Annotated in this window: 26 protein-coding genes; 6 read left to right on the top strand and 20 right to left on the bottom strand. The window is 61.2% G+C overall.

The window, feature by feature from the left end; translation table 11 throughout:
* Positions 1-5 precede the first annotated feature (5 nt).
* From HZ994_00320 to hisA, 7 genes are all read right to left on the bottom strand, one after another.
* Positions 6-350 carry a DUF2288 domain-containing protein gene (locus tag HZ994_00320; GenBank protein ID QTN30835.1) on the bottom strand — a complete coding sequence of 115 codons (345 nt, stop codon included), beginning with the start codon at positions 348-350 and terminating at the stop codon, positions 6-8.
* A gap of 52 nt (positions 351-402) precedes the next feature.
* Positions 403-1,620, bottom strand: coding sequence for a hypothetical protein (locus tag HZ994_00315; GenBank protein ID QTN30834.1), 1,218 nt, complete (start codon positions 1,618-1,620; stop codon positions 403-405).
* A gap of 155 nt (positions 1,621-1,775) precedes the next feature.
* Positions 1,776-3,488 (bottom strand): GMC family oxidoreductase, encoded by a 1,713-nt coding sequence (locus tag HZ994_00310; protein ID QTN30833.1) that lies wholly within the window; start codon positions 3,486-3,488, stop codon positions 1,776-1,778.
* A gap of 18 nt (positions 3,489-3,506) precedes the next feature.
* Entirely contained in the window at positions 3,507-4,049 is a 543-nt protein-coding gene (locus HZ994_00305) for a gluconate 2-dehydrogenase subunit 3 family protein (protein QTN30832.1), read from the bottom strand.
* A gap of 142 nt (positions 4,050-4,191) precedes the next feature.
* On the bottom strand, positions 4,192-4,434 hold the full coding sequence (locus HZ994_00300; GenBank protein ID QTN30767.1) for a hypothetical protein: 243 nt from the start codon (positions 4,432-4,434) through the stop codon (positions 4,192-4,194).
* Positions 4,435-4,501: 67 nt separating this feature from the next.
* A complete protein-coding gene (gene tkt / locus HZ994_00295) occupies positions 4,502-6,478 on the bottom strand; it encodes a transketolase (protein QTN30831.1) in 1,977 nt (658 codons plus the stop codon).
* A gap of 105 nt (positions 6,479-6,583) precedes the next feature.
* On the bottom strand, positions 6,584-7,351 hold the full coding sequence (gene hisA / locus HZ994_00290) for a phosphoribosylformimino-5-aminoimidazole carboxamide ribotide isomerase (protein QTN30830.1): 768 nt from the start codon (positions 7,349-7,351) through the stop codon (positions 6,584-6,586).
* A 138-nt stretch (positions 7,352-7,489) separates the two neighbouring features.
* Between hisA and HZ994_00285 the strand changes: the two genes are divergently transcribed.
* Positions 7,490-7,693, top strand: a complete 204-nt coding sequence (locus tag HZ994_00285) for a hypothetical protein (protein QTN30829.1) — start codon at positions 7,490-7,492, stop codon at positions 7,691-7,693.
* A 44-nt stretch (positions 7,694-7,737) separates the two neighbouring features.
* A complete protein-coding gene (locus HZ994_00280) occupies positions 7,738-8,664 on the top strand; it encodes a hypothetical protein (GenBank protein ID QTN30828.1) in 927 nt (308 codons plus the stop codon).
* A 6-nt stretch (positions 8,665-8,670) separates the two neighbouring features.
* On the opposite strand, the gene HZ994_00275 is transcribed toward HZ994_00280, so the two are convergent.
* Together HZ994_00275 and HZ994_00270 are read right to left on the bottom strand one after the other, a co-directional pair.
* Positions 8,671-9,549 carry a thiamine-monophosphate kinase gene (locus HZ994_00275; GenBank protein QTN30827.1) on the bottom strand — a complete coding sequence of 293 codons (879 nt, stop codon included), beginning with the start codon at positions 9,547-9,549 and terminating at the stop codon, positions 8,671-8,673.
* Positions 9,546-10,406, bottom strand: a complete 861-nt coding sequence (locus tag HZ994_00270) for a CPBP family intramembrane metalloprotease (protein ID QTN30826.1) — start codon at positions 10,404-10,406, stop codon at positions 9,546-9,548. Before HZ994_00270 ends, HZ994_00275 begins: the two co-directional genes overlap by 4 nt.
* 116 nt (positions 10,407-10,522) lie before the next feature.
* On the opposite strand from HZ994_00270, the gene HZ994_00265 reads away from it, so the two are divergent.
* Positions 10,523-11,200, top strand: coding sequence for a DUF1080 domain-containing protein (locus HZ994_00265; GenBank protein QTN30825.1), 678 nt, complete (start codon positions 10,523-10,525; stop codon positions 11,198-11,200).
* Between the two features lie 184 nt (positions 11,201-11,384).
* Complete coding sequence (locus tag HZ994_00260) at positions 11,385-12,728, top strand: HlyC/CorC family transporter (GenBank protein QTN30824.1); 1,344 nt, start codon at positions 11,385-11,387, stop codon at positions 12,726-12,728.
* Between the two features lie 39 nt (positions 12,729-12,767).
* Here HZ994_00260 and HZ994_00255 read toward each other — a convergent pair whose 3' ends face one another.
* From HZ994_00255 to HZ994_00245, 3 genes are all read right to left on the bottom strand, one after another.
* The gene (locus tag HZ994_00255) at positions 12,768-13,634 is read right to left on the bottom strand and encodes a 50S ribosomal protein L11 methyltransferase (protein ID QTN30823.1); all 867 of its coding nucleotides are present in this window, start codon (positions 13,632-13,634) and stop codon (positions 12,768-12,770) included.
* A 378-nt stretch (positions 13,635-14,012) separates the two neighbouring features.
* The gene (locus tag HZ994_00250) at positions 14,013-16,379 is read right to left on the bottom strand and encodes a DUF87 domain-containing protein (GenBank protein ID QTN34281.1); all 2,367 of its coding nucleotides are present in this window, start codon (positions 16,377-16,379) and stop codon (positions 14,013-14,015) included.
* A 59-nt stretch (positions 16,380-16,438) separates the two neighbouring features.
* Complete coding sequence (locus HZ994_00245; GenBank protein ID QTN30822.1) at positions 16,439-16,762, bottom strand: hypothetical protein; 324 nt, start codon at positions 16,760-16,762, stop codon at positions 16,439-16,441.
* Between the two features lie 241 nt (positions 16,763-17,003).
* Between HZ994_00245 and HZ994_00240 the strand changes: the two genes are divergently transcribed.
* Together HZ994_00240 and HZ994_00235 are read left to right on the top strand one after the other, a co-directional pair.
* Positions 17,004-17,285 carry a hypothetical protein gene (locus HZ994_00240; GenBank protein ID QTN30821.1) on the top strand — a complete coding sequence of 94 codons (282 nt, stop codon included), beginning with the start codon at positions 17,004-17,006 and terminating at the stop codon, positions 17,283-17,285.
* Positions 17,286-17,334: 49 nt separating this feature from the next.
* Positions 17,335-18,888, top strand: coding sequence for a pyridoxal-phosphate dependent enzyme (locus tag HZ994_00235; GenBank protein QTN30820.1), 1,554 nt, complete (start codon positions 17,335-17,337; stop codon positions 18,886-18,888).
* A gap of 285 nt (positions 18,889-19,173) precedes the next feature.
* Here the strand turns inward: HZ994_00235 and HZ994_00230 are convergent, their stop codons facing one another.
* From HZ994_00230 to HZ994_00195, 8 genes are all read right to left on the bottom strand, one after another.
* Positions 19,174-19,968, bottom strand: a complete 795-nt coding sequence (locus tag HZ994_00230; GenBank protein ID QTN30819.1) for a cytochrome c oxidase subunit II — start codon at positions 19,966-19,968, stop codon at positions 19,174-19,176.
* 115 nt (positions 19,969-20,083) lie between these two features.
* Complete coding sequence (locus tag HZ994_00225) at positions 20,084-20,287, bottom strand: hypothetical protein (protein QTN30818.1); 204 nt, start codon at positions 20,285-20,287, stop codon at positions 20,084-20,086.
* Between the two features lie 7 nt (positions 20,288-20,294).
* The gene (locus HZ994_00220; GenBank protein ID QTN30817.1) at positions 20,295-20,495 is read right to left on the bottom strand and encodes a hypothetical protein; all 201 of its coding nucleotides are present in this window, start codon (positions 20,493-20,495) and stop codon (positions 20,295-20,297) included.
* Between the two features lie 5 nt (positions 20,496-20,500).
* Positions 20,501-20,848: a cytochrome C oxidase subunit IV family protein gene (locus tag HZ994_00215; GenBank protein ID QTN30816.1), complete on the bottom strand. Its 348-nt coding sequence runs from the start codon at positions 20,846-20,848 to the stop codon at positions 20,501-20,503.
* 35 nt (positions 20,849-20,883) lie between these two features.
* A complete protein-coding gene (locus tag HZ994_00210; GenBank protein ID QTN30815.1) occupies positions 20,884-22,566 on the bottom strand; it encodes a heme-copper oxidase subunit III in 1,683 nt (560 codons plus the stop codon).
* A 45-nt stretch (positions 22,567-22,611) separates the two neighbouring features.
* A complete protein-coding gene (locus tag HZ994_00205; protein ID QTN30814.1) occupies positions 22,612-24,513 on the bottom strand; it encodes a cbb3-type cytochrome c oxidase subunit I in 1,902 nt (633 codons plus the stop codon).
* 33 nt (positions 24,514-24,546) lie between these two features.
* Complete coding sequence (locus HZ994_00200) at positions 24,547-25,314, bottom strand: c-type cytochrome (GenBank protein QTN30813.1); 768 nt, start codon at positions 25,312-25,314, stop codon at positions 24,547-24,549.
* A gap of 42 nt (positions 25,315-25,356) precedes the next feature.
* On the bottom strand, positions 25,357-26,091 hold the full coding sequence (locus HZ994_00195; protein QTN30812.1) for a cbb3-type cytochrome c oxidase subunit II: 735 nt from the start codon (positions 26,089-26,091) through the stop codon (positions 25,357-25,359).
* Positions 26,092-26,128: the final 37 nt, after the last annotated feature.

Genomic DNA, 26,128 nt, shown 5'->3' with positions numbered 1-26,128 from the left:
CAAGCTCAAACCGGACGGCAGAGCACGAAGGGCGAGACCACCAGCGCCTCGAATTGCGTTCCGCCGTTTTCCCACTGCTTGGCATGGAGATCACCGATTTTCACGATATCCCCGGCCTTGATCCACGCTTCGACCCGCGCTTTGCCATCCTCGGAAAACGCAGCGCCAACCTCCGCCAATGCCAGCGAGGGATCCACGAAATACAACACGCCGCTCAGATGATGCGGGCGCAGGTATGTCCAATCCACCTGCCCGGTGTATTTGTCCAGCTTCTCGGCGGTGCTCGATTCATCGTTCCCTAGCATCGCGTACTTGAGCCGCCCGGGGGGATCTGGATTCGGTGAAACCATGCCCATTCCCTAGCCCGCCCGGCCACTGCGGGCAAGCCCCGAGAAGAGCGCCTCAGAAAATCAGCCGTGTCGAAAACCATGCCGTGACACCCTGGAAAACCCTGACATCCCTTGATTCCAGCCTTTCCCATTCCAGCCCGGCGAGCAGCGTGAAATGCTCCGGCACGATGGTACAGACCAGCCCTGCATAGGCGGACTCATGGAAATCCCCCGCCCCCGCAGCAAGGAGCGGCAGCCCGCCGTTTTCCGCCAGCCCGGCCTCCCGCAGATACCTGGACGGCAGCCGCAGCCCGGCCTCACCTTCCGAGGCCATCACGGCATAGCGCAGCACGCCCTGCAAACGCCCTTCCACCAGCCAGAAGCTCGGCATGACAACCGCTCCGCCAAAAGCCCCCCCGGCACCCGGCAACCTTCCGTCGTTTTGCCCCACCGCCCCGCTAACCCGCAAGCCCCACCGCCCCTGCCCAAGGCGCATCCACGGTGCCGCCACCCATTCCCACTGCGAGTAAAGCTCATCCGCAGCAGCAGCATCCTGCCACCCGCCAGTGATCGAAACCAAAGCCTCATCCAGCCCCCAGCTCTCGGAAAAATCATGCCTCCAGCTTGCCAGGAAAACCCTGCCCCCGCCCCAGCCGCCGAATTCGGGCGAGGAATCCGTTGTGAAAACCCCCAGCGAAACCAGCTCATCACCCCGCGTCATCCTTACCCAAGCACCCGTCGGCGCGGTTGACTGGCGGAAAGGGACAAGCAAGCCCGCCAGCGCGGATCGCTCCACACTCAGGATCGAATTCACCGAGGTGTCGATCTCCTCGCTGAGCTCCACCAGCTTGCGCTTGCCGTAGCCGAGCTGCAGCGAGGAGATGTCACCGAGATCGATCATCCGCGCAAGATCCACCGCCAGTTCCGCCAAGAACACCGAATGGTAATCGAACTCCACCCCGCCGCCCGCAGCCCCCTCGTCCTGAACCAGATTGAGATGGATGTTGAAATCCAAAGCTCTCAAAACACGCCCCTTCACCACGCCCCTCACACGGCGCCAATCCGACCGGCGCGTGTAGGACAAGCCGCCGCCCCCAGCATCGCCATCCACGTGCGCGGCCTGCACATGCGCATAGCCACCCACATGGAGCGACTGGAGCCAGGCCGATTCCTGATCCTCGAAGACAAGGCCTCCGCCCTCCGGCCAATGCTTCCACCAGTCCCCCGCCTCCACATCCGCCGCCGCCGGAAGCCAAAGCCGCATCCACAGCAAGATCAGGAGCAACCTCATGCCAGCAAGCAACCATAAGAGCACAGGAAAACAAAGCTCATGCTGGGATACAGGCAGCAAAGCGCAATTCCTGCACACACCGCATCCCGTACGCCGCTGCGCCGCGGATGGACATTCGGAACCTTCAATCCGCCCGAAGAAATCCTCCGCCCTTGCTAGAGATTCCCCTTCTTCATTTCCGAGACGGCATGGTCCGCCGCCCTAGCTGTTAGAGCCATGTAAGTGAGCGAGGGATTCTGGCAGCCGGAGGAAACCATCGCCGCGCCGTCGGTGCAAAAAACGTTGGGTGCACCCCAGACCTGGTTGTGGCTGTTGAGCACGGATTCCTTCGGCGAGCCCCCCATGCGGGCGGTGCCCATCTCATGGATGCCCAGGCCGATGGCAAAATCCCGGTCGTAGGTGTTGATGTCCTTCGCCCCCAGCGCCTCAAGCATCTCGGCCGCATCGTTTTGCATGTCCGCGCGCATGGCTCGCTCGTTCTCCTGGAACTCCGCGTCCGCAACCACGATGGGCAGGCCCCACTTGTCGGTCTTGTCCGGACTGAGTGAGATGCGGTTGTTCTCATAGGGCAGGCACTCGCCGAAACCATACATGCCCACACTCCACGGGCCGAAGGATGTTAGCTCCTTTTTGAAATCCGCGCCAAAACCCTCGATGTTGCGGAACCATCCCTGGCGCATCCCGCCGCCCTGGAATCCGTAGCCCCGCAGGTAGTTCGCCTTCTCCGGCTTCTCGCTGAAATTCCGGTAGCGCGGGATGTAGAAGCCGTTCGGGCGGCGGCCGACGTGGATCTTGTCCGCGTGGGTCTCCACCCGCCCCCTGCCGCCGACCCCGAGATGATGGTCCATCAGGTAGCCGCCGAGCGATCCACTCTCGTCCATCCCGTTCGGAAACCGCCCGGACTTGGAATTCATCAGGATCGCGGTCGAGGCGACGGCGGAGGCGTTGAGGAAAATGATTTTCGCAAAATACTCGGTGGTCTCCATGGTAACCTCGTCGATGAGCCGGACGCCGATGGCTTTTCCTGCCTTTTCGTCGTAGATCACGGAGTGGACGATGGAGTGCGTGCGCAGGGTCAGCTTGCCCGTGTTTGCCGCCGCTTTCAGGGTCGCCCCCTGGCTGCTGAAATAAGCGCCGAAGGGGCAGCCGCGGATGCAGAGGCTCCGGTACATGCAGGAGGAGCGGCCCAGCGCGGTTTGCTCCCGGGTGGGAGCCGTCAGGTGGGCGCAGCGGCCGGGGATCAGGGTGCGCCCCTTCCATTTCGCCCCGATGGCGGCCTTGAGATCGAGCTCCGGCGGGGTGAGCGCCATCGGCGGCTGGAACTCGCCGTCAGGCAGTTGCTCCAGCCCTTCCAGCGATCCGCTGATGCCCGCGAATTTCTCCACATAGGAATACCAGGGAGCCAGCTCATCATACGTGATGGGCCACGGGATCGAAATCCCTTCCTTGGCGTTCGCCTCGAAATCCATGGGGCTGAGCCGATAGCTCTGCCTGCCCCACATGATGGAGCGCCCACCGGTGTGGTAGCCGCGCATCCAGTCGAAGCGCTTCTTCTCCTCGTAGGGGTGATCGATGTCATCGACGAAAAGGTGGCTCTGCGCAGGTGCGATCGTGTAGCCGGTGCGGCTTTGTTTCTGCTGCTGGGAAAGCATTTCCCGCGAGGGTTTGTTCAGCCATTGGAGTTCCCAAGGTGCGGAGTTTGTCGTGGTGTAGTCGGTGATGTGCTCGAGCTTGTGGCCGCGCTCCAGCACCAGCGTATTGAGACCCTTCTCGCAGAGCTCCTTGGCAGCCCAGCCGCCCGAGATCCCCGAGCCGACGACGATCGCATCATACGTGCGCTTCGCTTTCCCCTTGGTGTTGAGATTCATGTTTGGAAAAATTTCGGGTTACATGGGGGAGGGTTTCATGCCCGCTTCGAGCGGCATGTCCGGCACCCATTTCCCGGGCACCAGCTGGTAATCGAAGGCCTGCGTGGCGCCGACCTCGGAGTTCACGTAGCAGAATTTCGCAAGCTCCTTGAACTTCTGGAGGAACTCCGCCTGCTTCCCGCCCCCGGCATTGTATTCGTTGAGAAACTCCACCTGCTTTTCGGGCAGAAGATCGCCGAGACCTGCGCCTTTTTCCTTGGCGCAAGACATCATGGTTTTCGGCAGGCCTTCCTTGATGAGCGCCTGCGCACCCGGTTCGAGGCAATCCCTCACGATGACCTCGATCCAGCCCGGCACCCCGGCCTCGATCGCGCCGGGCGTATCGGTCTTCGGAATGATCGCCTCGGCCAGGATCGCCACCTGCTGCCGCTCGGCGGGCCTGAAAAAATCCAGTTCGTTCGGATCGAAAGGCTCGCCCATTTTTGCAAAGGCGCTTTCCGGAAGTGCGACACTTCCCCCGAATGTCATCGCCATGATTTTCAACAGTTCCCTGCGTTCCATAGGTTTGCCCAAAGCCTAAGCGCAAAGCCACGGGCTGCGAGGAAAAAAGCCCGGAACGCAGGGCCAGCTTTGCGCCGCGACTCCTTTGCTCACAACCATTCCGCGCAAAACAGCTCCGCTCAAGCAACCCACTTGAGCGCCATCAAGCCCTCGACCACACCCTTATCCATAAATTTCGCCTCGTTTCCGCGATCTCCGCAGGCACGCCTAGATCCTTCACCGCATCCGGGATGGAGTCATGATACTTCAGCTTCAGCAGCGGGGTCAGCTTCTTCGCATCCAGCTCCTCCACACCCACATTCGCATAATGGGAAAACTGCTTGGCAGTCGGGCGCGACCTTCCATGAGCTGTCCGCAACCATTTCCGGAGGGCACGGAGTGCCATCCGTGCCAAGGAAAAATCCCCCCTGCGGCAGTAGGCCACAGGGGGGATGGGAAGGGTCGTGTTGCGCTTACCTGGCGGCGGCGGCGACGTCTGCGGCGGTCATGCCGAGTTCTTTCATCACCACATCGCCCGGGGCGCTGATGCCAAAGCGGTCGATACCGAGCGCCTTGCCTTCGGTGCCGACGTATTTCCACCAGAGATCGGTGACACCGGCCTCGATGGCGATGCGCTTGGTGCAGGATTTCGGAAGGATGCTTTCCTTGTATTCGGCGGACTGGCGGTCGAAGCGCTCGGTGCAGGGCATGGAGACGACGCGGACTCCGCCGCCGAGTTGCTTGGCGGCCTCGACACAATGCTGGAGCTCCGAGCCGGTGCCGATGAGGATGGTTGTGAGGGCTTCGGTTTCCTTCACGAGGACATAGCCGCCCCGCAGCACGCCGTCGCGGCGCTCCTGGGCGGAGACGGAATTCTGCATCGGGATGGCCTGGCGGGTTAGGATGAGGGCGCTCGGGCCGTCGGTGCGGTGCATCGCGGCGATGAAGGCGCCGGCGGTTTCCTCCGCATCGCCGGGGCGGATGACATCGAGGCCGGGGATCACGCGGAGGCCGCTGACCGTTTCCACCGGCTGGTGGGTCGGGCCGTCCTCGCCGACTCCGACGGAGTCGTGGGTGAAGATGAAGCTCACGGGCAGCCCGGAAAGCGCGGCGAGGCGGATCGCGGGGCGGACGTAGTCGGCGAAGACGCAGAAGGTCGCACCGCTGGCGCGGAAGATGCCATCGTAGGCGATGCCGTTGCAGATCGCGCCCATGGCGTGCTCCCGGATGCCAAACCAGATGTTGCGGCCCAGCGGGTTTTTTGCGGAGAAATCACCCTCGCCCGAGAGGTAGTTTTTCGTGGAGCCGAAGAGATCGGCACTGCCGGTGAGGAACTGCGGCATGGCCTTTGCCACATCGTTGATGACCTTCGAGCCGGCGGAGCGGGTGGCGTCCTTGTAGTCGGCTGGGAAGGTGGCGATCATTCCGGAAAGATCCGTGGGAACCGTGGAAGCAACACCTTGCGAGAGTTCTTCCGAGAGTTCCGGATTCGCCTTGGCCCATGCGTCGTAGGTGGCCTGCCACTCGGCGAAGGCCTTCGCCTGGGTTTCTTTCCGCTCGGCGAAGAAGGCCTTCGTTCCCTCGGAGACGAAGAAGTGCTCATCGGCGGGAAGGCCGAGCCCGGCGCGGGCTTCTGCGATGAATTTCGCGCCGCCCTCGCCGTGTGCCTTGGCTGTGCCGGCGACTTCCGGAATGCCTTTCCCGATCAGGGTCTTGGCAATGATGACCTTGGGCCTGCCGTTGTTGTTTGCCTTGGCGGCCTTGAGGGCTTCGGCGACGGCGGCGAGATCGTTGCCGTCGATTTCCACGGCATCCCATTGCTGCGACTCGAAATACATCTTCGCGTCCTCGCTCTGTGTGAGATCCGCCATGGCGTCGAGGGTGACGTCGTTGGAATCGTAGATGAGGATGAGGTTGTCGAGGGCGTTGTGGCCTGCGAAGGCGATGGCCTCCTTGGCAACGCCCTCCTGGAGGCAGCCGTCGCCGTGGAGGGCGATGACGTGGTGGTCGAAGAGTGTGTGATCGGCGGTGTTGAACTTCGCGGCGGCGCGTTTCCCGGAGATGGCGAAGCCGACGGCATTCGCGATGCCCTGCCCGAGCGGGCCGGTGGTGGCCTCCACTCCGGGTGTTTCATGATATTCGGGGTGGCCCGGGGTGATGGAGTGGAGCTTGCGGAAGGATGCGACATCGTCCTTGGAAACCTTGTATCCGGAGAGGTGGAGCCAGCCGTAGAGGAACATGGAGCCGTGGCCTGCGGAGAGGATGAAGCGGTCGCGGTTGAGCCAGCGCGGGGCGTCCGGGTTGAAATTCATGCCCTGGCCGAAGAGGACGGCACCGATTTCGGCGCAGCCTAGCGGAAGGCCGAGGTGGCCGGAGTTGCAGGCGTGGATGGCGTCCATGGCGAGGCCGCGGGCTTCGTTGGCGGCGGTGGATAGTGCGGTCGTGTTCATAAAGTGCATGGGATCCCCGGCGGTTCATCTGCCGGAGAAGAGCGGATACCCTAGGAATCCACCGCCGCTTGACAAGCCTGCATCGCCGATTTTCCGGCGTTTCGCTCAGGCGCGGTTCATCGCCACGAGATCGGCGTAGCGGATGCCGCTGCCTCCGAAAAGATCCAGGGCACTGCCCACCGTGACGTCGACAAGCCCCCTGCCCTTCCAGGCCACAAGCTCCACGTCCGCCATCGTGGCGGCTCCGCCGGCGTAGGTTACCGGGCATTTCCCCCAGCCACCCAACAGCCCCACGAGATCCTCATCAATCCCGCCGCAAAGCCCTTCGACATCGGCGGCATGGATCAGGAATTCGGCACAGGAGGGCAGCAGGAGATCGAGTGTTTCCGCAGTCACATCCATGTCCGTGAGCGTCTGCCAGCGGTTCATCGCAACCGTCCAGCCGGATGCGGTGCGGCGGCATGAAAGGTCGATGACCAGTTTCCCGGCACCCACTGCGGCGACGAGGGCCGCCAGCGAATCCGGGAGAAATTCCCCCTCCGCGCTGAACAGCGCGGAAGTGACGATGACATGGCTGGCACCGGCGTCGATCCATTCCGCCGCGTTCCCCGCATGGATGCCGCCACCGATCTGCATACCGCCCGGCCAGGCGGCAAGCGCCTCGGCTGCGGCGGCCTCATTGCCCTTACCGAGCATGATCACATGGCCACCCATGAGGCGATCCTCACGGAATTTCCCGGCAAACCATGCGGGCGGATGCTCGGAGACGAAATTCTCCTTGGGGGCCGAACCATCATCGCGCAAGCTGCCGCCTACGATCTGTTTCACCTTTCCCCCGTGGAGGTCGATGCAGGGGCGGAAGCGGCAGCTCATTTCGAGCCGACAATCGCGCCGTCTTCGCACTTCCCGCAAGCCGAAGTGTAGCCGTGCCTGTAATTTTCCGGGCAGCATTTGCAGGAAGGTTTCATGGTCATGGGATCGAGGGGCGGGTTCACCCTGCAGGAAACCGTCATGCCCGCCATGCACAATGCCACTGTCGCAAAAATCATCTTCATCATATCGTTTTTTGTTTACGTAAAACTGAAATATCAGGAACCCCAAACATTGGCCAGCACGAAAATCACCGAAGCAAAAAACCCCTGGTCCGTGATCATGCTAGCAATCGGTGGTTGCGGCATCCTCCCCGTTGCAGGAAGCCTGCCCAAGGCTCGCTAGCTTCGTGCTTGGCGGGATAGGCAGGTGGGAGTAGTCCTATGGAAATGAACCCACTCAAGCTATTGCTTCTGCTTGCCGCATGCTGCCACACGGCCTCCGCCCAGAAGCTCAGCAATTCCGACCGCGAGGCGCTCCTGGAACGGCTCGAAAAAATCAGCGAGGAGGCCAGTTCCAAGGTCGATGCGCGCTTCCGCACGGCCATCTCGGCATACCGCAGTGCCATGGCAAGCGATGATGCGGCGATGGATCTCTATCTGAAATGCGAGGAGAAGGTGAACTTTGAGGAAATGCAGAAGAAGGGAGCCGATTTCCGCGAGTGGAAAAAAAGGAACGCGGAGGTTTTTTCCGACAAGGATTTCCGGGAAGCCCTCCGCCAGCAGCTCCGTTGGCTGGTGCTCACGCTGGAGGCCGCCTCCGAGGATCCGGATCGCGACAAGCTGGCTGCGGAGGCATCCAGGGTGCTTGAATCCATCGTCTCCCAGGCGGAGGATTTCACCAAGCACCGGAACGTCCTGCAGCAACCGGGCACCGGCAGCGTCTTCGCACGTGCCTACGACATCAACGGGGTCAAGGCGGAGCAATGGCCGCCCTCCCCCATCCCCATCGCGGCGGTCTACGAGCAGGTAATCCTGCCGCCGCTGCGCCGCTCCGACCGCCTTGCCTCCCTGAGCGATGCATGGAAAAAGCGCATGGTTCAGGAAAGCACCCTTCTGGACACATGGGACAGCTCCGGGGACGGCAAAGGAAAGGCAGGACAGCAAGGGCCGGCCTACGTGAAGTTCGTTTCCGAGACGCTTCCGAGGCTGAGGTGGGATGCGGAAAAAGATCTCTTCAGGTATGGCGACGAGCGCGGCGCCGCCCTGCGCATGCTCGCCCACATCCAGGAAAACCTCACCCATGAGGATGCCCCGAAGTGGACTGACGAATTCAAGTCTCTCCTCCAGGCTGCACCCGCTGAGGGCGCCCCCTGAACGATCTCAGGAAAAGTGATCCCAGCCTCCGGCGAGCGACTGCCCTTCCCCCGCCGCCACCAGCCGCCCGATGCGTGTGAGTTCCAGCCCCGGGAATCGCTGTTCCCATCCCCCGGCCACCGCATCCGCCGGAGCGGCGAAGAGCAGCTCGAAGTCCTCCCCATCGCAAAGCCCCTGCTCCAGCGTGCAGCCTTGCGTCAGCGGAACATCGGCCATCTCCAACAGGAAACCGCAGCCGGATGCCTTCGCCAGCCTCGGCAAATCCTTCGCGAGCCCGTCGGAAACATCCATCATCGCGGTCGCGGCCATCCTTTCTGCGATCCATTGCGCCTCCTCCACCCTCGGGGAAAACGCCAGGTGCTTCCCGGCAAGAGATCCGCCCAGCCGCCCCGTCACCCAAAGGCAGTCACCCGGCATTCCTCCGGAGCGCAGCACGATTTTCTCGCGCCCCACGGAACCTGTCGCCGCGATGGAAAGCACCGCCGCCGATCCATCCGGCACCCTGCAGGTCTCCCCGCCCACCAGATTCGCCCCGTACGTTTCCATACATTTTCCCATCCCCCTGTAAACCCCCTCGATCCAGGAAAGCTCCATCGCCCCCGGTAGGGCCAGCGTCACCAGGAAACGCTCCGCCACCCCACCCATCGCCGCGAAATCCGAAATCACCCGCGCCACCGCCTTCCAGCCGACGGCCTCAGAGTCGGCGGTTTTGAGGAAATGCACGCCCTCCACCAACCCGTCCGCCTTGAGCAGGATGAGCCTGCCGCCGCCGGTGTCCACCACCGCACAGTCATCACCGGGCCCCCCGGCTCCCTGGTGCGTCGGCACCAGCCGCACCAGCCTCTCGATCAAGGCATCCTCGCCGGTCTCTGACAGCAGGCTCATTGCAGCGCTTTCACATCGATATCCGCGAAGCGAATGTAGAACTGTGCCGCCACCGTCGCGCTGTTGAAAAGGAAATGCACTGCCATCGGCGCCCAGATCGACCCTGTGAACTCATAGATCGCCACCAGCGCGAGACCAAAGGCAAAGAGCGGCAGCAGCGCCGAGAAACTGCCGTGCGCTGCGGAGAAAATCAGCGCCGTGGCCAGCGCGGCGACCCATGGCCCGGCATACTTTTTCGCCACCGGATAGAGGTAACCTCGAAAAACGATTTCCTCACAGATCGGAGCAACCAAGGCTGCCGCAACAGCCAGCAGAACCAACACCACGATGTCCTTCTCGGTCTGGAACATGGTCACCGTATCCTGGACCTTTTCCACCCCGAGCTTGTCGAGCAGATCCATGTAACCCGCCACCTGCAGCCCCGCGAAGAGAACCCACATGGACACCACGGCCATCGGCGCGATCAGGAAAGCCATCGGCCATTTCTTCCATGCCAGCCCCAGCCATGCCACAGGATTCACCCGCCCGATCACCACGATGATGACAATCCCCGCCATGAAAAACTGGAACCCGATGGAGAAAGCCACGGCCACCGCATTGATCTTCGGTGCGGCATCCGAATCCCCGGCGACGGCATTGAGGGCGGCCATCATGTAAAACACCCCGATCACCATCAGGAAGCCGAGCAAGTCCAGCCCCCGGTAAGGCCAAACCGCCACCTTGCCGGCAGGATGCGCCGGAGGCTCCCCGGCCGGCCTGCCTGCGGCGAGCCGCTGCCGAAAGAGCGCCGCGAGCACAAGCAACGCCAGAGCCGCACCGTAGGCCACGTTCACGCTCAGAAAAGTGATGTTCTCCATGTTTCCGCAGCTAAGCTGCCCGCTCCCCGCCCACCGCGCCACCATATTTCTTCCAAAGCCCGGGTCGCTGCGGTTTTCGTTTGCCCGGCGCGGAAGGAGGCGCGAACATACTCATCATGAAATTCCTGAGAGTATTCCTGTTGTCCGCCGCCGCCCTTCATGCCGCCGAGCCCATCGCCCTGTTCAACGGGCAAAACCTCGATGGATGGCATGCGGATGTCCCCGCAGCCGACGACAAGGAGGACAAGAACCCGAGCTTCACCGTCCGCGACGGGCTGCTCGTCTCGCTCGGCAGCCCCGGCGGACACCTGATCACCGACAAGGAATTTTCCGACTACAAGCTCACCGTGGAATACCGTTTCTCCGATAAGCCCGGCAACTGCGGTGTCCTCATCCACGCCTCCAAGCCTCGTGCGCTCTACGACATGTTCCCGCAGTCCATCGAGGTTCAGATGGCCCACAAGAGCGCAGGGGACTTCTGGTGCATCCAGGAGAACATAGAGGTTCCGGACATGGAGAAACGCCGCCCGCACAAGGAAGGCCAGAAATTCGGCGGCGCGAAGGAAGACGCCCGACAGATCCTCAACCTAACCGACGGTTCCGAAAAACCCGTCGGCGAATGGAACACCATGACCATCGAGGCGCGTGGAGCAGAGATCATCGTCCACGTGAACGGCGACCTCGTCAACCACGGCACCAACGCCACCGCCACCAAGGGCAGGATCGCCATCCAGGCAGAAGGCTCGGAAGTCGAGTTCCGCAAGATCGAGCTGACGCCGCTGGCCGGCCAGTAGGATAGGATCCCCTCAAAGAAACGCGCTGGGCGCCCGATGAGGCCCGGCGCCGTGATTGGCTCCGCAGCGCGCGCCCACCCGGGCATTCCGCGAATTTTTCGCAAACAAGTTGCATTCCCGCGTGGCTCCGCGTAATGCCCCCCGTGGTGTTTTCCAATTTTTCCTTCCGGACTCCGCCGCTCCAATGATCGAAGTAATCCTCATCCTTGTCCTTCTCGTCTTCAACGGTGTTTTCGCCATGACAGAGATCGCGCTTGTCTCAGCCCGGAAAGCCAGGCTCCGCCAACTCGCCGACGAAGGAAGCGTAGGCGCCAGGCAGGCACTCGTACTTCTCGGAAATCCGGAGCGATTCCTCAGCTCCGTCCAGATCGGCATCACTCTTGTCGGCGTACTCTCCGGCGCCTTCGGCGGCGCCGCCCTCTCCGGCCATATCCAGCCCTGGATCGCCGCCATCCCCTGGCTCGAACCCCACTCGGCTCCCATCGCCTTCGCCCTGGTCGTCGTGGCCATCACCTACCTCTCGCTGGTCGTCGGCGAACTTGCCCCGAAAGGCATCGCGCTCAGGCACCCGGAAGCGATCGCCTCGACCATGTCCCGCCCCATGGCTCTCCTCGCGAAGCTCGCAAGCCCCCTCGTCTGGATTCTCGAGCTCAGCACCCGCCTGCTGATGCGGTCTTTCGGCGGCTCCGGCAACCTTCCCTCCGGCCCCACACGCGAGGAGGTTCGCGTCCTCGTCCGCGAGGGCATCATCACCGGCATGGTCGATGCCGACGAATACGACATGGTCGAAGGTGTCTTCGATCTCCGCAAGGTTCTGGCCGAGGAGATCATGCGCCCGAAGCCCAAGGTTCTTTTCCTCCTGCTCGCGGATACGCCCGAGCATTTCTGGCCACGCGTCGCCGCCAGCCGGCAGACCGTCTTTCCCGTCCACGAAGGTTCGCACGATGAAATCTGCGGACTGGTTTCGCTCAGGGATCTCTTCGCGAACTCCGCCAGCGGAAACTGCAAGTCCCTTGCGGAGCTCATCACTCCCCCCATCTTCGTCTCTGAGAACCAACCCGCCCTGAGCCTGATGCAAACCCTCCGCGCATCCCCGCTCGGAGCCGCGCTTGTCACCGACGAGTTCGGAACCATACGCGGCCTCATCACCCTAGAGGACCTCGTCGAGGAAATCGTAGGCGAACTCCGTCCCGGCACAGATCCGACCCAGTCCGCAAGTTTCCGCCCCTCCGGCGAAAATTGCTGGATCATCGACGGGCTCATGGAAATCGACGATGTCATCGAGCATCTCCCCGCGCTCAAGGAAGTTGTGGAGCGCGAGCACGAACCTTTCCAGACACTCGCCGGATACATCGTCCACCGCCTTGACCGCCTCCCCGCCGAAGGTGAATCGTTCCGCGAGGGTGACTTCGAATTCGAGGTGATCGACATGGACCGCCAACGGATCGACAAAGTCCTGATTCGCAGCATTCAGCCCTCCGAAGGCGGACAAGCCGAGGACTCAGCAGGCCCGCTGCCCGGCGAATGAACCGCCAACGTGCCATACGCTCACCGGATAGGCAGGAAACTACTTGGCATCCGTATCGGCGAGATCCTCGAACCACCCACCCCGGGCGGTGACCCATTTTCCTTTCCTAACGATCTTGGGAAAACCCAGGCCTTCCTTCGCGGCGGCCTCGAAGACATCCCATGCCTGGCTGGCGAGGATGCCGGAAACGACGAGATCACCGCCCTTCGCCAGCGACTTCGCGATCACCGGCCACGCCTGGATCAGGACGGTGGAAAACAGGTTCGCCAGCACCACATCGTAGCCTTTCTTGCGCGGCTTCCACTTCAGGACATCCTGCTCCACCAAGGTGACACCGGGCGTGCCGTTGCGCTCCGCGTTGCGCAGGGAGACGGCAACGGCGAAGGGATCGAAATCGCAGCCCCAGACCTCATCGGCACCGAGCTTCGCTGCGCCGATGGCCAGCAAGCCAGTGCCCGCCCCGAGATCCGCGACACTCCACTTCCCGCCCTTCCTCTCCCGCGAGATATCGACGAGGAACCTCATGCAGGTGGAGGTCGTGGCATGATCGCCCGTGCCGAAGGCCATCTCCGGCGGGATCACGATGATCTCCCGCTCGCCATGCTCCTTGCGCAAAGCCGCCAGCCTCTTCCCATCCGTTTCTGCAGTGACGAGGAAGGCATCCCTCACCTTGAGCGGCCTCGGCGGTTCGGGCGTTTTTTTCCAATCCGCATCCTTCACCTTTCGCACCGATCCACCGAACTGTCCTGCGATCGCATCCGCCTCCTTCTTGGTCCCGCAATACACCTGCAGGCGCACGGACTTTCCTCCCTTGATGTATTCCAAGACGAAATTCGCGTTCCCGGAAAACCGCTCTTCCCAAGCATCGATCCACTGCTCACCGGATAATTTCGACCAAAGATACATACGCGCGGAAACATCACGGTTTCATAACCCGATGCAAGCCCTGAGAAGCTGGAAATTCCCGAGTCCCAAAAGGTAGGGCTGCCAAAAGCCCCCCACATCATCCTCAGTGGGCAGACAAAGCATCACGAGAAACACAGACCGCACATGAGCGAAAAGGATCAAACCCAAGATCCCAGTCCCTGGCAAACGAACCATCGCATCAATACCCTCGATATACTCCAAGCCGAATTTCTTCAGCCAGTCGGGGACAGAACAGCGATGCGGCGGGACTGGCTGGCGTTCCGGGGCAGGCATGTTCGCTGGAAAAGCTTTCCGGGACGATCATGAATGTCGCCGCAACAGGTCATGGAGTCGTCATTCGCGCGCAAGCCCGGAGGCTCACTTCCAGAGCAATGCCACCCGGTCCACCACGACATCGGTGCGGGTTGGCTTGAGGGTTTCCTTTTCCAGCGCGAGCTGCGATGGGTCGAAGCTCTCCCCAATCTCGGCAATCTCTTTCTCAAGGGCTTTGCCGATCTGCTCCATCTCGTCGGCGATACCCTCGATCTTCGCCTTCACGTTGGCCACGTCCTGGTGCTGCTTGTAGGCGGTTGTGGCCTTTGTCACGGAGCTGGTGCTGGTGCCCCTGATCAGCCCGCCCATCCCGGCCTTCCTTCCGAAAACGGATTTCATGATGCCTCCGAGAACCGAGATACCCGCCTGCATTTTCGCGGAACTGGACTCCGCCTGCTCCTTGGCGAGCTGGGTCTCTGCGGTGCGCATCCTTCCCTCCAAGGCCTGGATTTTCTTTTGCGCCGCATCACGGATTTTTCCAAAGGCCCCGTCGCGCTGCTCGCGGGCATCATGGGCGATCCTCACCCGGAAGTCCGCTTCCGCCTCACCCATGCGCCCCCACGCCTTGAGCGCAGGGCAATACCAGATTTCCGCTCGTTCCTCGCGGTAGAGATCGTCAGAGAAATCCTTTTCCACCGCCGAGTAATTCTTCGCGTTCATCGCGTAGCCGGGCAGTTCGGAAAAGCCTATGCCCTCCTCCGGATTCCCACGCAGCGTTGCCGGATCGATGCCGGTCGTCTCGTCCCACTTGATTTCCTTTTCCAGGATGGGGTTCACCTTCGTGACCTTGCGGCTGCCTTCCACATTCGCCTTGCTGAGGGAAAAATGGACGGTCGCCTCGCGAAGCAGAAAGGGCTTGTAGGCATCCCCCTCGGCAGGGGCGAAAAGCTCGGTCACCCCGGCACCCACCGCCGGACGGGAAGTGCTTTGCACGGATGCTTTCCTTGCCATCGGATTCACCTCCTCCTCAGCAGCGGCCTTTTCCGTGACGAACTCCCCGCGCTTCGGATCCATCAGCCCCTTGATCTGCCCGCGGGTCAGCGGCCCGGTCAGGTAGCTCATCACCCAGCGCACATGGAACAGCACCGGGCCGTCCTCGTGGACGTTGTTCATCAGGAAAACGCGGTTGCCGAGACCGGAGAGAAGAACCTCCATCTGCTTGCGGTCGAACTTGGCGTTCTGAGATCCCGCCGCGCCTTCCAGCCCATCCAGCACACGCATCTTGTCGCGCTCGGTCTGAAGCCTGCCCAGAAACCAGGTGCCGATGTTCGAAAGCGCCTTGTAGTCGAGATCGACCGGGTTCTGTGTCGCCAGCAGGCAGCCGAGGCCGAAGGCGCGCGCCTGCTTGAGCATGGTCATCATCGGGCGCTTTGAGGGAGGGTTCGCAGTCGGCGGGAGGAAGCCGTAGATCTCGTCCATGTAAAGCAGAGCCCGCAGCGAGGTCGTGCCGCGCTGCGTCCTCATCCAGCCGAGCATCTGGTTGAGCAGCAGGCTAACGAAGAACATCCGCTCCTTGTCGCTCAGGTGGGCGATGGAGAAAATCGAGATGCGCGGCTTGCCGTCGCCGCGATGCAGCATTGTCCCGATGTCCAGCGGAGCCCCCTCCAGCCAGGTCGAGAAGCCGGGCGAGGCCAGCAGGCTGTTGAACTTCATCGCCAGCGCCTGACGGGATTTCTCCGGATAGAATGTCTCAAGGTCGATCACGCCGATCTTCCCGAAACCCGGCCGCTGGATCTGGCGGATGAGTTTTTCCAAATCAAGCCCCCTGCCCCCTTTCCACTCCTCCTGGAAAATCGCACCCAACAGAACCGCCTCCTCCCCCTGCGCACCGTCCGTATCGACACCCACCAGCGAGAGCAAGCTCTCGACCGTGCTGCTGATCCTATCCCCGTAAAGCTCACCGTCTTCCATCACCTCCGGCGGCGGCACATCCAGGGAGCTGAGTATGGAAACCGGAATCCCCGATGTGCTGCCCGGTGTGAAAATGTTGATGTCCACCTTCTCCCGCAGCGCCGCGATCCGCACCGGCGGCTGACCCCAATCGCCCAGGCCTTTCTTCCACATCGCCGCGGTCTTTTCAGCATACTCATCGGCGCTGATCCCCTTCTTCGCGGCATCATCCTCGTTCACCCAAGGTCGGAAGCTTTTTGCATCAAGCTCCGGAAAAGTCAGCATCAGGTTGGAGATGTCGCCCTTGGGGTCGATCACGATCGCCGGGATATTGTCCATCGCCGCCTCCTCCAGCAGCGCGATGCATAGTCCCGTCTTGCCCGAGCCTGTCATCCCCAGCACCACCCCGTGGGTGACGAGATCCTTGGAATCATACATCACGGGATCGCCCGTGACCTCTTTCTTCTCAAGATCATATCCCTTGCCCAGGTAGAACTGACCCAGCTTCTCGTAATCGAACACTGCCTCACTCATCGTAGCGTCATTTTGGATGACGCAGCGAAAAGCTCCAGCAGGAAAACTCAAGCCTGCCTGTCGCTGCGATCGTCGGGATCACCGATCTCGATGGAGACAAACTCATCGCCCGCCCTGCGCTTGCGCCAGATGTTCAGCGCGATGACGATGAACAGGCCGAGAAGGAAGAACGAGGCCTCCATGAAAAACGGAGTGGACATGATGCCGGCCACGGTGCCCAGGCTCTCCCCAACCCATCCGGGCACGTGCCTCCATCCCATCAGGAAAACAACCGTGACCGTGGAAATACCCAAAAGGATCGCGCTCCCTGCGAGGATCTGCCTGCTCCGGCTTTCCCCATCCACCGCTGTATTGTCGTCTTCCACTGGCATCAGCATATCCCGGCAAGGATGGGGAATCAACCTGTGATCGTTCCAAAGAAACAGATGCTCCTGCAGCGGTGAAAGCCGTGGACATGGAAAATCTCAAGCACGGACTACGCGGAAAAGATCGGTTGCGATCCTCGGGGATGTCGCTTCCCCGGAGAGATGCTTCCCATTCCCGCAACCACTTCCAAATTGGGCCCGATGGCCTGCATTCGAGCCATCAGTGATTGGGCTCCCGTCGCAATCCGTGCCAGGGAAATTCTTTAAAAAATACAACGGAAAGCTTGATTATTTTAAAAAACTTACCATAATCGCCCCCATCAAAGCTTCTGCAAATCCACTCAAGCCACTCGTTCTCGCCGCCTTCCTCTCGGCGCCACTCCTTTCTGCGTGGGCATGGAACAACCGTCAAAACGAGACCTCGGCACCTGCTTCCGGCAACCCGCCGATCACCGAACGCCTGCCCATCGAGATCATCGCCACCGAGACCCAGCCCAAATGGGTGCTGGTTCCCATCGACCCGAGCTGAGCCGTTTTTTCTGGTTTCTGGCCTTCGGTTTCTGGTCTCTAATCCATCCATGACCCGCGACGAATCCCTGCCGCTCGACAGGCAGCTCCGCCAGGAAATCCTGCTGGCCCGCGAGCGCGTCTATCACTTCGGGCAGCCGACCCCGATGGAGAAACTTTCCATCCCGGACGGCCCGGAAATCTGGGTGAAACGGGAAGACCTCTCGCCGATCAAGGCCTACAAGTGGCGCGGTGCGGCGAACCGCATGGCAACGCTCACGGAGCTTGAGGCGGTGCGCGGGGTCGTCACAGCCTCCGCCGGGAACCACGCACAGGGCGTCGCACTGGCCGCAAAGAAACTCGGCATCCGCGCCCGCATCTACATGCCACGCTCCACCCCGAAGGTGAAGCAGGACGCGGTGCTGGCCCACGGCGCGGAATACGTTTCCATCCACCTTGCGGGCGACAGCTACGACGATGCGGTGCACGCCGCCCGCGCCGACGAGCAACAAACCAAGGCCGTGTACATCCACGCCTACGACGATCTCCGGGTCATGGCCGGCCAAGGCACGCTCGCGGATGAGGTCGTCCTCTCCGGCCACGGCCCTTTTGATGCCGCTTACCTGCAGATCGGCGGCGGAGGGATGGCGGCGGGCGTTTCCACATGGCTGAAAACCTACTGGCCGGAGATCGAGATCATCGGCGTGGAGGGCGAGGGCCAGGCATCGATGAAAGCCGCCATCGCCGCCGGGAAACCTGAGACGCTCCCGCAGGTCGATCTCTTCTGCGACGGCACCGCCGTCCGCCGGGCGGGCAACCTGCCCTTCGAGATCTGCAAGAACACCCTCGCCCGCATCGCCGTGGTCAGCGATGCGGAGGTGGTCTCCGCGATCCGCACGCTCTGGGAAGGCCTGCGCTGCATCTCCGAGCCATCCGGCGCAATGGGCCTTGCGGCCGCCCTCGCGGAAAAGGAACGCTATGTCGGCAAACGCATACTCGTCGTCCTCTGCGGCGCCAACGTGGATTTCCTCCAGATCGGGCGCATCGCGCAATCCCGCGGCGCCTCCAACAGCAAATCCCGCACCCTCCGAGTCCGCATCCCGGAAACACCCGGCACCATGCTCAAGCTGCTAGGCACCTGCTTCGCAGATACCGACATCACCGATTTCCAATATGGCAAAACCCATCTCTCCGATGCCTGGCCCGCGTTCACGCTTTCCTCGGAGCATCCAGCCGTGCTCTCCAGCATTCCCGCCAAGCTCGATGCCGCGGGCCACGACTGGCAGGATATCACCGGCGCGACCGACATCGCATTCCGCGCCATCCCCTTCCGCGGCGACCTGCTCAACAACCCGGCCTTCCTGCGGCTCGATTTCTACGAGCGCCCCGGCGCCCTCCACGATTTCCTGGCGCAGCGGCTCACAGGAAACGCGAACCTGATGTATTTCAACTACCGCCACTCCGGCGAGCGCATCGGCCGCGCACTCATCGGCATCGAGTTCCCCTCCCCCTTCGAGCGCGATGCCTTCCTCATGGCCATCCCTGCACAGGGCGAAGGCTACCGTCTCTGCGTACCCCTCGACGCCGATGCCGCCTCAAGGCTCGCATTTCCCGATAGGCGATAAGCACAGGTGAGGGCGACGACTGGCTCCAGTCTGTCGCAGGTTGCCATGACCCCAAGCAACACCACCCGAGCGGCGTAGGGATGGATCTTCTCGTGACACAATGCGACCATGGGCCATTCGTAGCCGGCGGGTGTATTTCCAGTCCCCATGGTTTTCTGGCAAATCCCTCCAGGGCATGCCGAATTTTACTATGCCGAAATGAATGATCCTTGCATACCTACGTAGACACCATCCTGCCATTTCCAACGGAAATGGCCTGGCAGCACCTGGAACCCTGCGATGGGATCAGCGACCGATTGCCGCCGTTTGGTCGGAAGACTTGCGGAAATCGTCAAGAGCAGTCTTGGATTTGTTTTCCGCCCATGAATCGTAATCCTCCTGGGTGACGATTTCCATGATGCCGACCATGTCTCCGTGCTTCTGGCCACAGAGTTGCGCACAGACCACATAGGTTTCCATGGGCTTAACGGGTGTGAACCACATGGCGATCTCCTTGCCGGGGATCGCGTCCTGCTGGATGCGCATCGGCACGATCGCATAGTTGTGGATCACGTCGAGGGTACCGATGTTGAGAACCGCAGGACGCAGGGCGGGAAGCTTGAGGTTGCCGTCGATGAAATCGTCGTGGGCGTTCGGATCGGTGTAGTCGATGCCGAGCTTATTGGTGGAGGTGATGAGAGCGGTATCAACCCTACCGAATTTGCCGTCCAAACCCGGGTAGTGATAAGTCCAGCCGAACTGCCAGCCGACCACGCGCACACGCACCGGATCCATTTCCTGAACCTTTTCCCAGCTATCGACACGCTCGTTCCAGAGCGGGAAGGCGAATCCGAGAAGAAGCACGGCCTCGATGATGATGACCGCAACTTCCATGTGGCTGGAAAGGTGGCTGCGGACACCGTCGTAGGATGCCTTGGGGTTGCGCTTGTGCCAGAATTTGAAGAGACAGACGAAGAAGAACGCCGTCCAGCCTACGAAAAGCGCGAGCATGAACCAGTGCACGACCATGATCATGTGGTCGACGCTGCCGCCGTGGGCGGAATAGTTTTCGGGAAGGCCGAGGAGTTCGGAGAAGGTCATATTGGGTGAAGGCTGAAAACTGAAATGCTGGAAGCGGAATGAGCGGCGGCGAATCTTATCGAACGCTTGGCCTGTTGGCTTGGACGGAATGAAATGGAGTCAAAAGTGAAACCCTTTAGTGAGGGACGTAGTCGTCCCGGAGCTCTGGGTCGAGATTAGCGTTCTCGCGGCGGGCAAGGCGGACCATGAAGAAGCCGATCATGCCGAGAAGAGCGAGGATCATGACAAGGAGGACAAAGATGGAGTAGCCGATGGAATCGCCTGTGGCGGCGAAAGAAGTGCGGCAGGTGGTGCAGGCGAGGGATAGGATGGGGTTCATGGTAGGCTCAGAGGTGTAGTTTCGTTGCTTTCTTGAGAAACATCACGGCATAGACGGGAATCAGGAGCAGCCCGGCGATACCGAGGATGCCGGATGTGGTGGCTATTGCGGAAGGCTCCGGCGAGAGCACAAATGCCCAGACCACCAAGAACGCGCAGAGGAGCGTGCAGACGGTGATGAAGACGATGTGGAAGCTGCGGAGCGACATGGCGGTTATTTGTAGAAGAGGTGATCGTGAATCGGGCTGCGGTAGGCGAGTGCGAGCAGGTAGCCCATCCATGCGACGAAGATCAGGCCGGAACCGAAGATCCAGTAAACGGCCTTTTTCTCATGGTTGAGGTGCATGAAAATCAATGCGACGAGAGTGGCCTTGGTGCTGGCGATGAGCAGGCCGAGAATGGCATCGTAGATGTCAAAGCCGTGCTTGCCCACATCGAGCCAGTAGAGGAAATCCGGCGGCGAGGCCACCAGCACGGTCAGCACCGTGCCGACGAGCAGCGCACCGAAGACCATGAGGTAGGTTTTCTTGGATTTCTGGATCGCTTCAATCGAATCTGCCATTTTCAGGGGAAGGTTAAGAGGTTGGTGAAAGGGGATTACATCAGGTAAAAGATCGGGAAGGCGAAGATCCAGACCAGGTCAACGAAGTGCCAGAACAACCCGCCGACTTCAACACGGTTGGCGAGCCACTCGGGATTTTCAAGATACATCTTGCGCCCGAAGAGCAGATAGTAGAGCAGGACGATGGCACCGCCGATGACGTGCAGGCCGTGGAGCCCTGTAACGGTGAAATAGATCGCATAATAGGTGTTCCATGCCGGTGTGAACTTCGCGGCATGGCGGATTTCCTCGCGGGGGATGGAAAGGTGCGGGAAGGTTTTGTCACCGCGCGCCACGTAGTTCGGGCCGAAGAATTCCTCCTTGAGCTTGGCCGTGCCGCCCAGTTCGACACCCTTGGTTTTCTCTCCCCATTCCGCGAAATCGTGCCAGCCGATGCGGTAGAGTTCCTTGTGGGTCAGGGTGCGCTTCGGTTCGGCGGTGGGATTGCCATCCTCGTCTTCCTTGAAACCCCATTTGTCGTTCAGATCCTTTTGCTTTTCCTCGTTGCGGGCGAGATGCCATGCCCACACCTCGCGGACGAAGGCGCTGTTCTTCATGAGCCACGAGTTTGCGATGGCAGTGTCGGGATCCATGCCCTTCTCCTCGGCTTTCAGGACAAGCCATTGGAAATCGATGGCATCGGTGTTATGGAAAACCATGGGACTGGCCTCCATTTCGCCTTCGATCACCGTGTTGTCGCGCAGGGTCGAGGTCGTCGCTCCCTCGCGGATGTCGCGGGGCTTGAACAGGAATTGAACCGGCGGATCCACTTTCTCCACGGCAAAGGTGACCGATGGGATCTCGGTGAGCATATCAGGCTTGAGCGCCTCGGCATCGATGTTGACCGTCTCCGAGTACTCCCAGTTGCTCTTGCCCGGGTTCGCCTTCTTAGCGACAACCCATGCCTCGCGGAGCGCATCGGTGCGCAGGGATGCGTTGTGCGCCCGCGCGGCTTCGTGAACCTTGAAAATTTTCCTGAGCAGATCCGGCGAGAGTTTTTCACCCGCCTTGGCAACGGTCTCTTCCTTGCCCCCAACCTCTGTCACCGCCTTGATTTCCTCGGCGAGCGTGATCCCCGCCTTCGCGTGATCCGCCTCGGCGACGATTTCCTCAACCCATGGAGTGTGGAAACGATCCACCCTGAAGGTCAGCTTGTCCGCCTTCACGCGGATCATGTTTTCCTCGATCTTCTTGCCGTTGCGATCCTTCACGTAATCGTCCGGCTTGGGATGATGCTTGTCGGCACCTTCCTTGAGCTCGTAGCCCAAGTGACCCTCGACCACGGAGTAATCGTGCAAGCGAACCGCCTGGTGGTGGAACTTGACGTTGTACTCGATGCCCTTGAGCACCATGAAAAGTGCGGCGCATCCGACGGTGATCCACATGTAGATCTGGAACTTGCGCCATTCCCTGAGCTTGAGGGCGACCCATGCGAAGACCACGGTCACGGAGGAAGCGATCAGGATGAAGGTGTTGATCAGGCCCGGAAGGATGGGAAGGGTGCGCTCCGGCCAGGGGTAGCCCGTGCCCGGCTCGCCCGACCCCATGCGGAGATAGACATATGCGGAGAACAGTCCGCCGAATAGCATGACCTCGGAGGCGAGGAACAGCCAGATGGCGATCTTGGAGTTGATCAGTCCCGTGTCCTTGCGGGGCGTTGTTATGTATGGGATTTCCATTTCTAAGATTGTGCTAGTGGTCGGTTGCGGTTTTCAGACCGAGCCTCAGTGATGATCCTTGGTGTGTGCGACGGCGGGTTCCTCGGCGGGTTCCTCGGCTTGCCTTTTCGGAGCTTCCCATTGCGGGAAGTAGTCCTTGTCGCAGTCCGGGCGGGAATATTCGTAGGGGCCGCGATAGACGGCGACATCGAAGGTGAAATTGCCATGACCCGGAGGTGTGGGGGTGGCCCATTCCAGGGTGCTGGCTCCCCATGGGTTGTCGCTCTCGACCTTTTTGCCCGTCTTCCAGGAGATGAACAGGTTGATGATGAACGGGATCTGCGCAACGGCGAGTGCCCAGGCGCCCATCGACATGACGATGTTCAGGTCGATGTACTCGCGAACCGTGTTGCCGAAGACGTTGGCGCTGTCGGCGGCCTTGGCGAGGTAGGCATCGCCGCCGTTATACCAGCGGCGGTGGAACCCGGCCATGCCCTGGATGAGCATGGGGAAGAAAATGATGTTCATGCAGACCAGGCTGGGCCAGAAATGCAGGTGGTTGAGCCACTTGCTCATGTAGCGTCCGGTGATTTTCGGATACCAATGGAGCACCCCTGCGAAGAGGCCGAAGAGGATGCCGGGCGCCACCACGTAGTGGAAGTGGCCGATCACGTAATAGGTGTCGTGGAGGTGGAGACCGACGAGATTGAAGGCGAGCGGCAGACCGGTGAGGCCGCCGATGCCGAACATCGGGATGAAGGCGCAGGCCCACATCATGGGCGGCGTGAAACGGATGGAACCGCCCCACAGGGAGATCAGCATTGCGGTGATGATGATGACCGAAGGGATGGAGATCAGCACCGTGGTGGTCTGGAAGAAGGTGGAGACAGCGGAGCCCATGCCGGTCATGTACATGTGGTGGGCCCAGACGATGAAAGAGAGGAAGCCGAGGATGAGGACGGAATAGACCATCGACTTGTAGCCCCAGAGCGGCTTGCGGGTGTTGACCGGGATGATTTCCGCCACGCAGGCGATTGCGGGGAGCAGGAGAACGTAAACCTCCGGGTGACCGAGGAACCAGAAAAGGTGCTGGAAGAGCAGCGGTGAGCCGCCGCCGGAGAGATCGGCGAGACCTTCGGACTGGGTGAAGAGGCCGGAGGGCATGAAGAAGGACGAGTGCGCCACCCGATCCATGAGCTGCATGATACCGGCGGCCTCAAGCGGAGGGAAGGCAAGCAGGAGCAGGAAGCCGGTGACGAGCATCGCCCAGACGAAGAAGGGCAGGCGCATCCAGGTCATGCCCCGGGCGCGGAGGTTGATGATGGTGGTGATGAAATTGACCGAACCCAGCAGCGAGGAGGTGATCAGGAACACCAGCCCTATCAGCCACTGCGTCTGGCCCGCAAGCCATTGGTTGACGATCTGGCCGTCGGCGAAACCGGCGAGCGGCGAATAGTTCGTCCAACCGGATTTCGCAGCACCGGATTCCATGAAAAAGGAGGCGCACATGATCAGACCGCCAACGAGGTAGACCCAGTAGCTGACCATGTTCAGCTTGGGGAAGGCCATGTCCACCGCGCCGATCTGGAGGGGTGTGACGTAGTTTCCAAAGGCACCGAAGCCGAGCGGCACGATGCCGAGGAAGACCATGATCGTGCCGTGCATGGCACCGAACATGTTGTAGGTGTCGCCCGTCACCTTTCCGTCCTGAAGCCAGCGGGACTTCCAGGTATCGCTGAAGAGGAAGCTCATCCACTCCGGCAGCGGTTGGTGCGGGTAGGCGATGCTCCAACGCATCACCATCATGAGGTAAAAGCCGAACGCCAGGAACAGCATGGCGGTGATGCCATACTGCATTCCGATCATTTTGTGGTCGGTGGAGAAAACGTATTTCCGGATCCAGCTGATTTCGTGGTGGTCATGGCTGTGGCCGTCGTGACCGTCGTGGGATGCTGCGTGGGCGCTCATGGATGAAATTCTAAATTTTTAATTCTAATCGGATCACTCGGCGGGTGCGAGGGTGATGGGGTTGACCAAGGTGTCAGGGGCGATGGTCTCGCCGGGAAGCATGGTCATGTGGTTGGCGACGATTTCCTCTGAAGTGACCGCCTGGCCGACTTTCTCGCGGGCGGCGGACACATCCATGGCGGCCTGCGCCATCTCTGCGGACACGACATCGCCAACCTCGTTTCCGAAGCTGTTGCGCAGGTAGGTCATCAGGGTGGCGAGATCCTCGGGGCTCATTCCGGCACCCTGGGCGGGCATGATGCCTGCGCCGTATGTCTTGCCGGTGCTGATGGGGCCCTGCACGCCGTTGAGGACGATCATGGCGAGCTTCTGCGTATCGCCTACGACCCACTTGGATCCGGCCAGCGAAGGGAAGTTCACGCCATCGCCCTTGCCGTCGGCACCGTGGCAGCCGCTGCATTTCGAGTAGATCTTCGCGCCCTTGGTGCTGTAAGCGGCGAGCGCGGTCTTGGGCTTCGGCCCCTCGTCGGCGACGCCGGGGGGCTTGTCGCGGACGTAGCCTTCCTTGAAGGTGCTGTTGTAGGAAAACAGGGTTCCGGCATTTCCGAGGACACCACCGGCGATGAGCAGGACGATGCCACAAGCGGCGATCACCCAAAGCGAGACCTGCTCATGGCCGTTGTCGGCGATGCGTTTCTCGCGGGCTGCAGCGGCGGTCTCACGCTCCACGCGGCCATGCGCCTGGGTGACGTTGATCGTTTCGTCGAGGTCTGGTTTCGGATTCTGGCTGGGCGAAGACATGTTCGGAAATTGCTGGGAAATGATGCTGGTGGCGCCGTGTCGTTATGGGGCCGGAGCCGGTGCTGGGGCGGCGGCGGCAGCTTCTTGCGCCGCCGCTTGGCCGAAGCCGAGTGAAGCTGGAACAGGTTGGTCTTTTTTCAAGGAAAGAAGATACGAAACTAGCGCGCGAGCATCGGGTGTCGGGACGATTTCCATGCCGTCTTCGACAGGGAAAGGGAGAGCCTCATCGGAGGGGTTGCCCTTGATTTCCCGGATATCGAAAAGGAAGCGGAAGGATGGGCAGGCGGAGTTGCGGCGGTCTGGCTTCCAACGGGGGTTGTAGAGGTGGGAGTAGAGCCATTGCTCCGGCTCGACACCCTTGGCGTAGTTCGCCTCGATGCGGCGGCCGAGGTTCGAGAAATCCGGGCCGATGCGGGCGACGCCGATCTGGGCGAAGTCCTCACCGGCGTAGTCATAGGCGTTGGTTTCGCGGCGGGTGTCTCCGCGCACCTCGTCGAACTGGAGTCCGGCCCAGTCGGGGCGGAACATGTCGTTGCCCGCGTAAGTGGGGCGGATGAGCTGGGAGTGACACTGGTAGCAGCCGTTGGCGGCATAGACCTCGGCACCGTCGGTGATGCGGCCCGCGCGTTTCGGGATGAAAACCGCGTTGGTGCCGTCGGCCTCCTCCACGGCGAGGGGTTCGATCCCGCGCATCTTGGCAAAGGGGACAATGATGATGGCAAGCCACGCCACGCCGAAGCTGACCGAAAGGCAGAGGATGAATGTGCGGAAACTCATTGTGGAAAATGTTAGACTCTAGATTTCAGGTCAGATT

This window comes from Akkermansiaceae bacterium, assembly GCA_017798145.1.
Lineage (GTDB): Bacteria > Verrucomicrobiota > Verrucomicrobiia > Verrucomicrobiales > Akkermansiaceae > Luteolibacter.
Note: the sequence above shows the minus strand (reverse complement) of the source record. Positions and strands in the feature narration are given on the sequence as shown.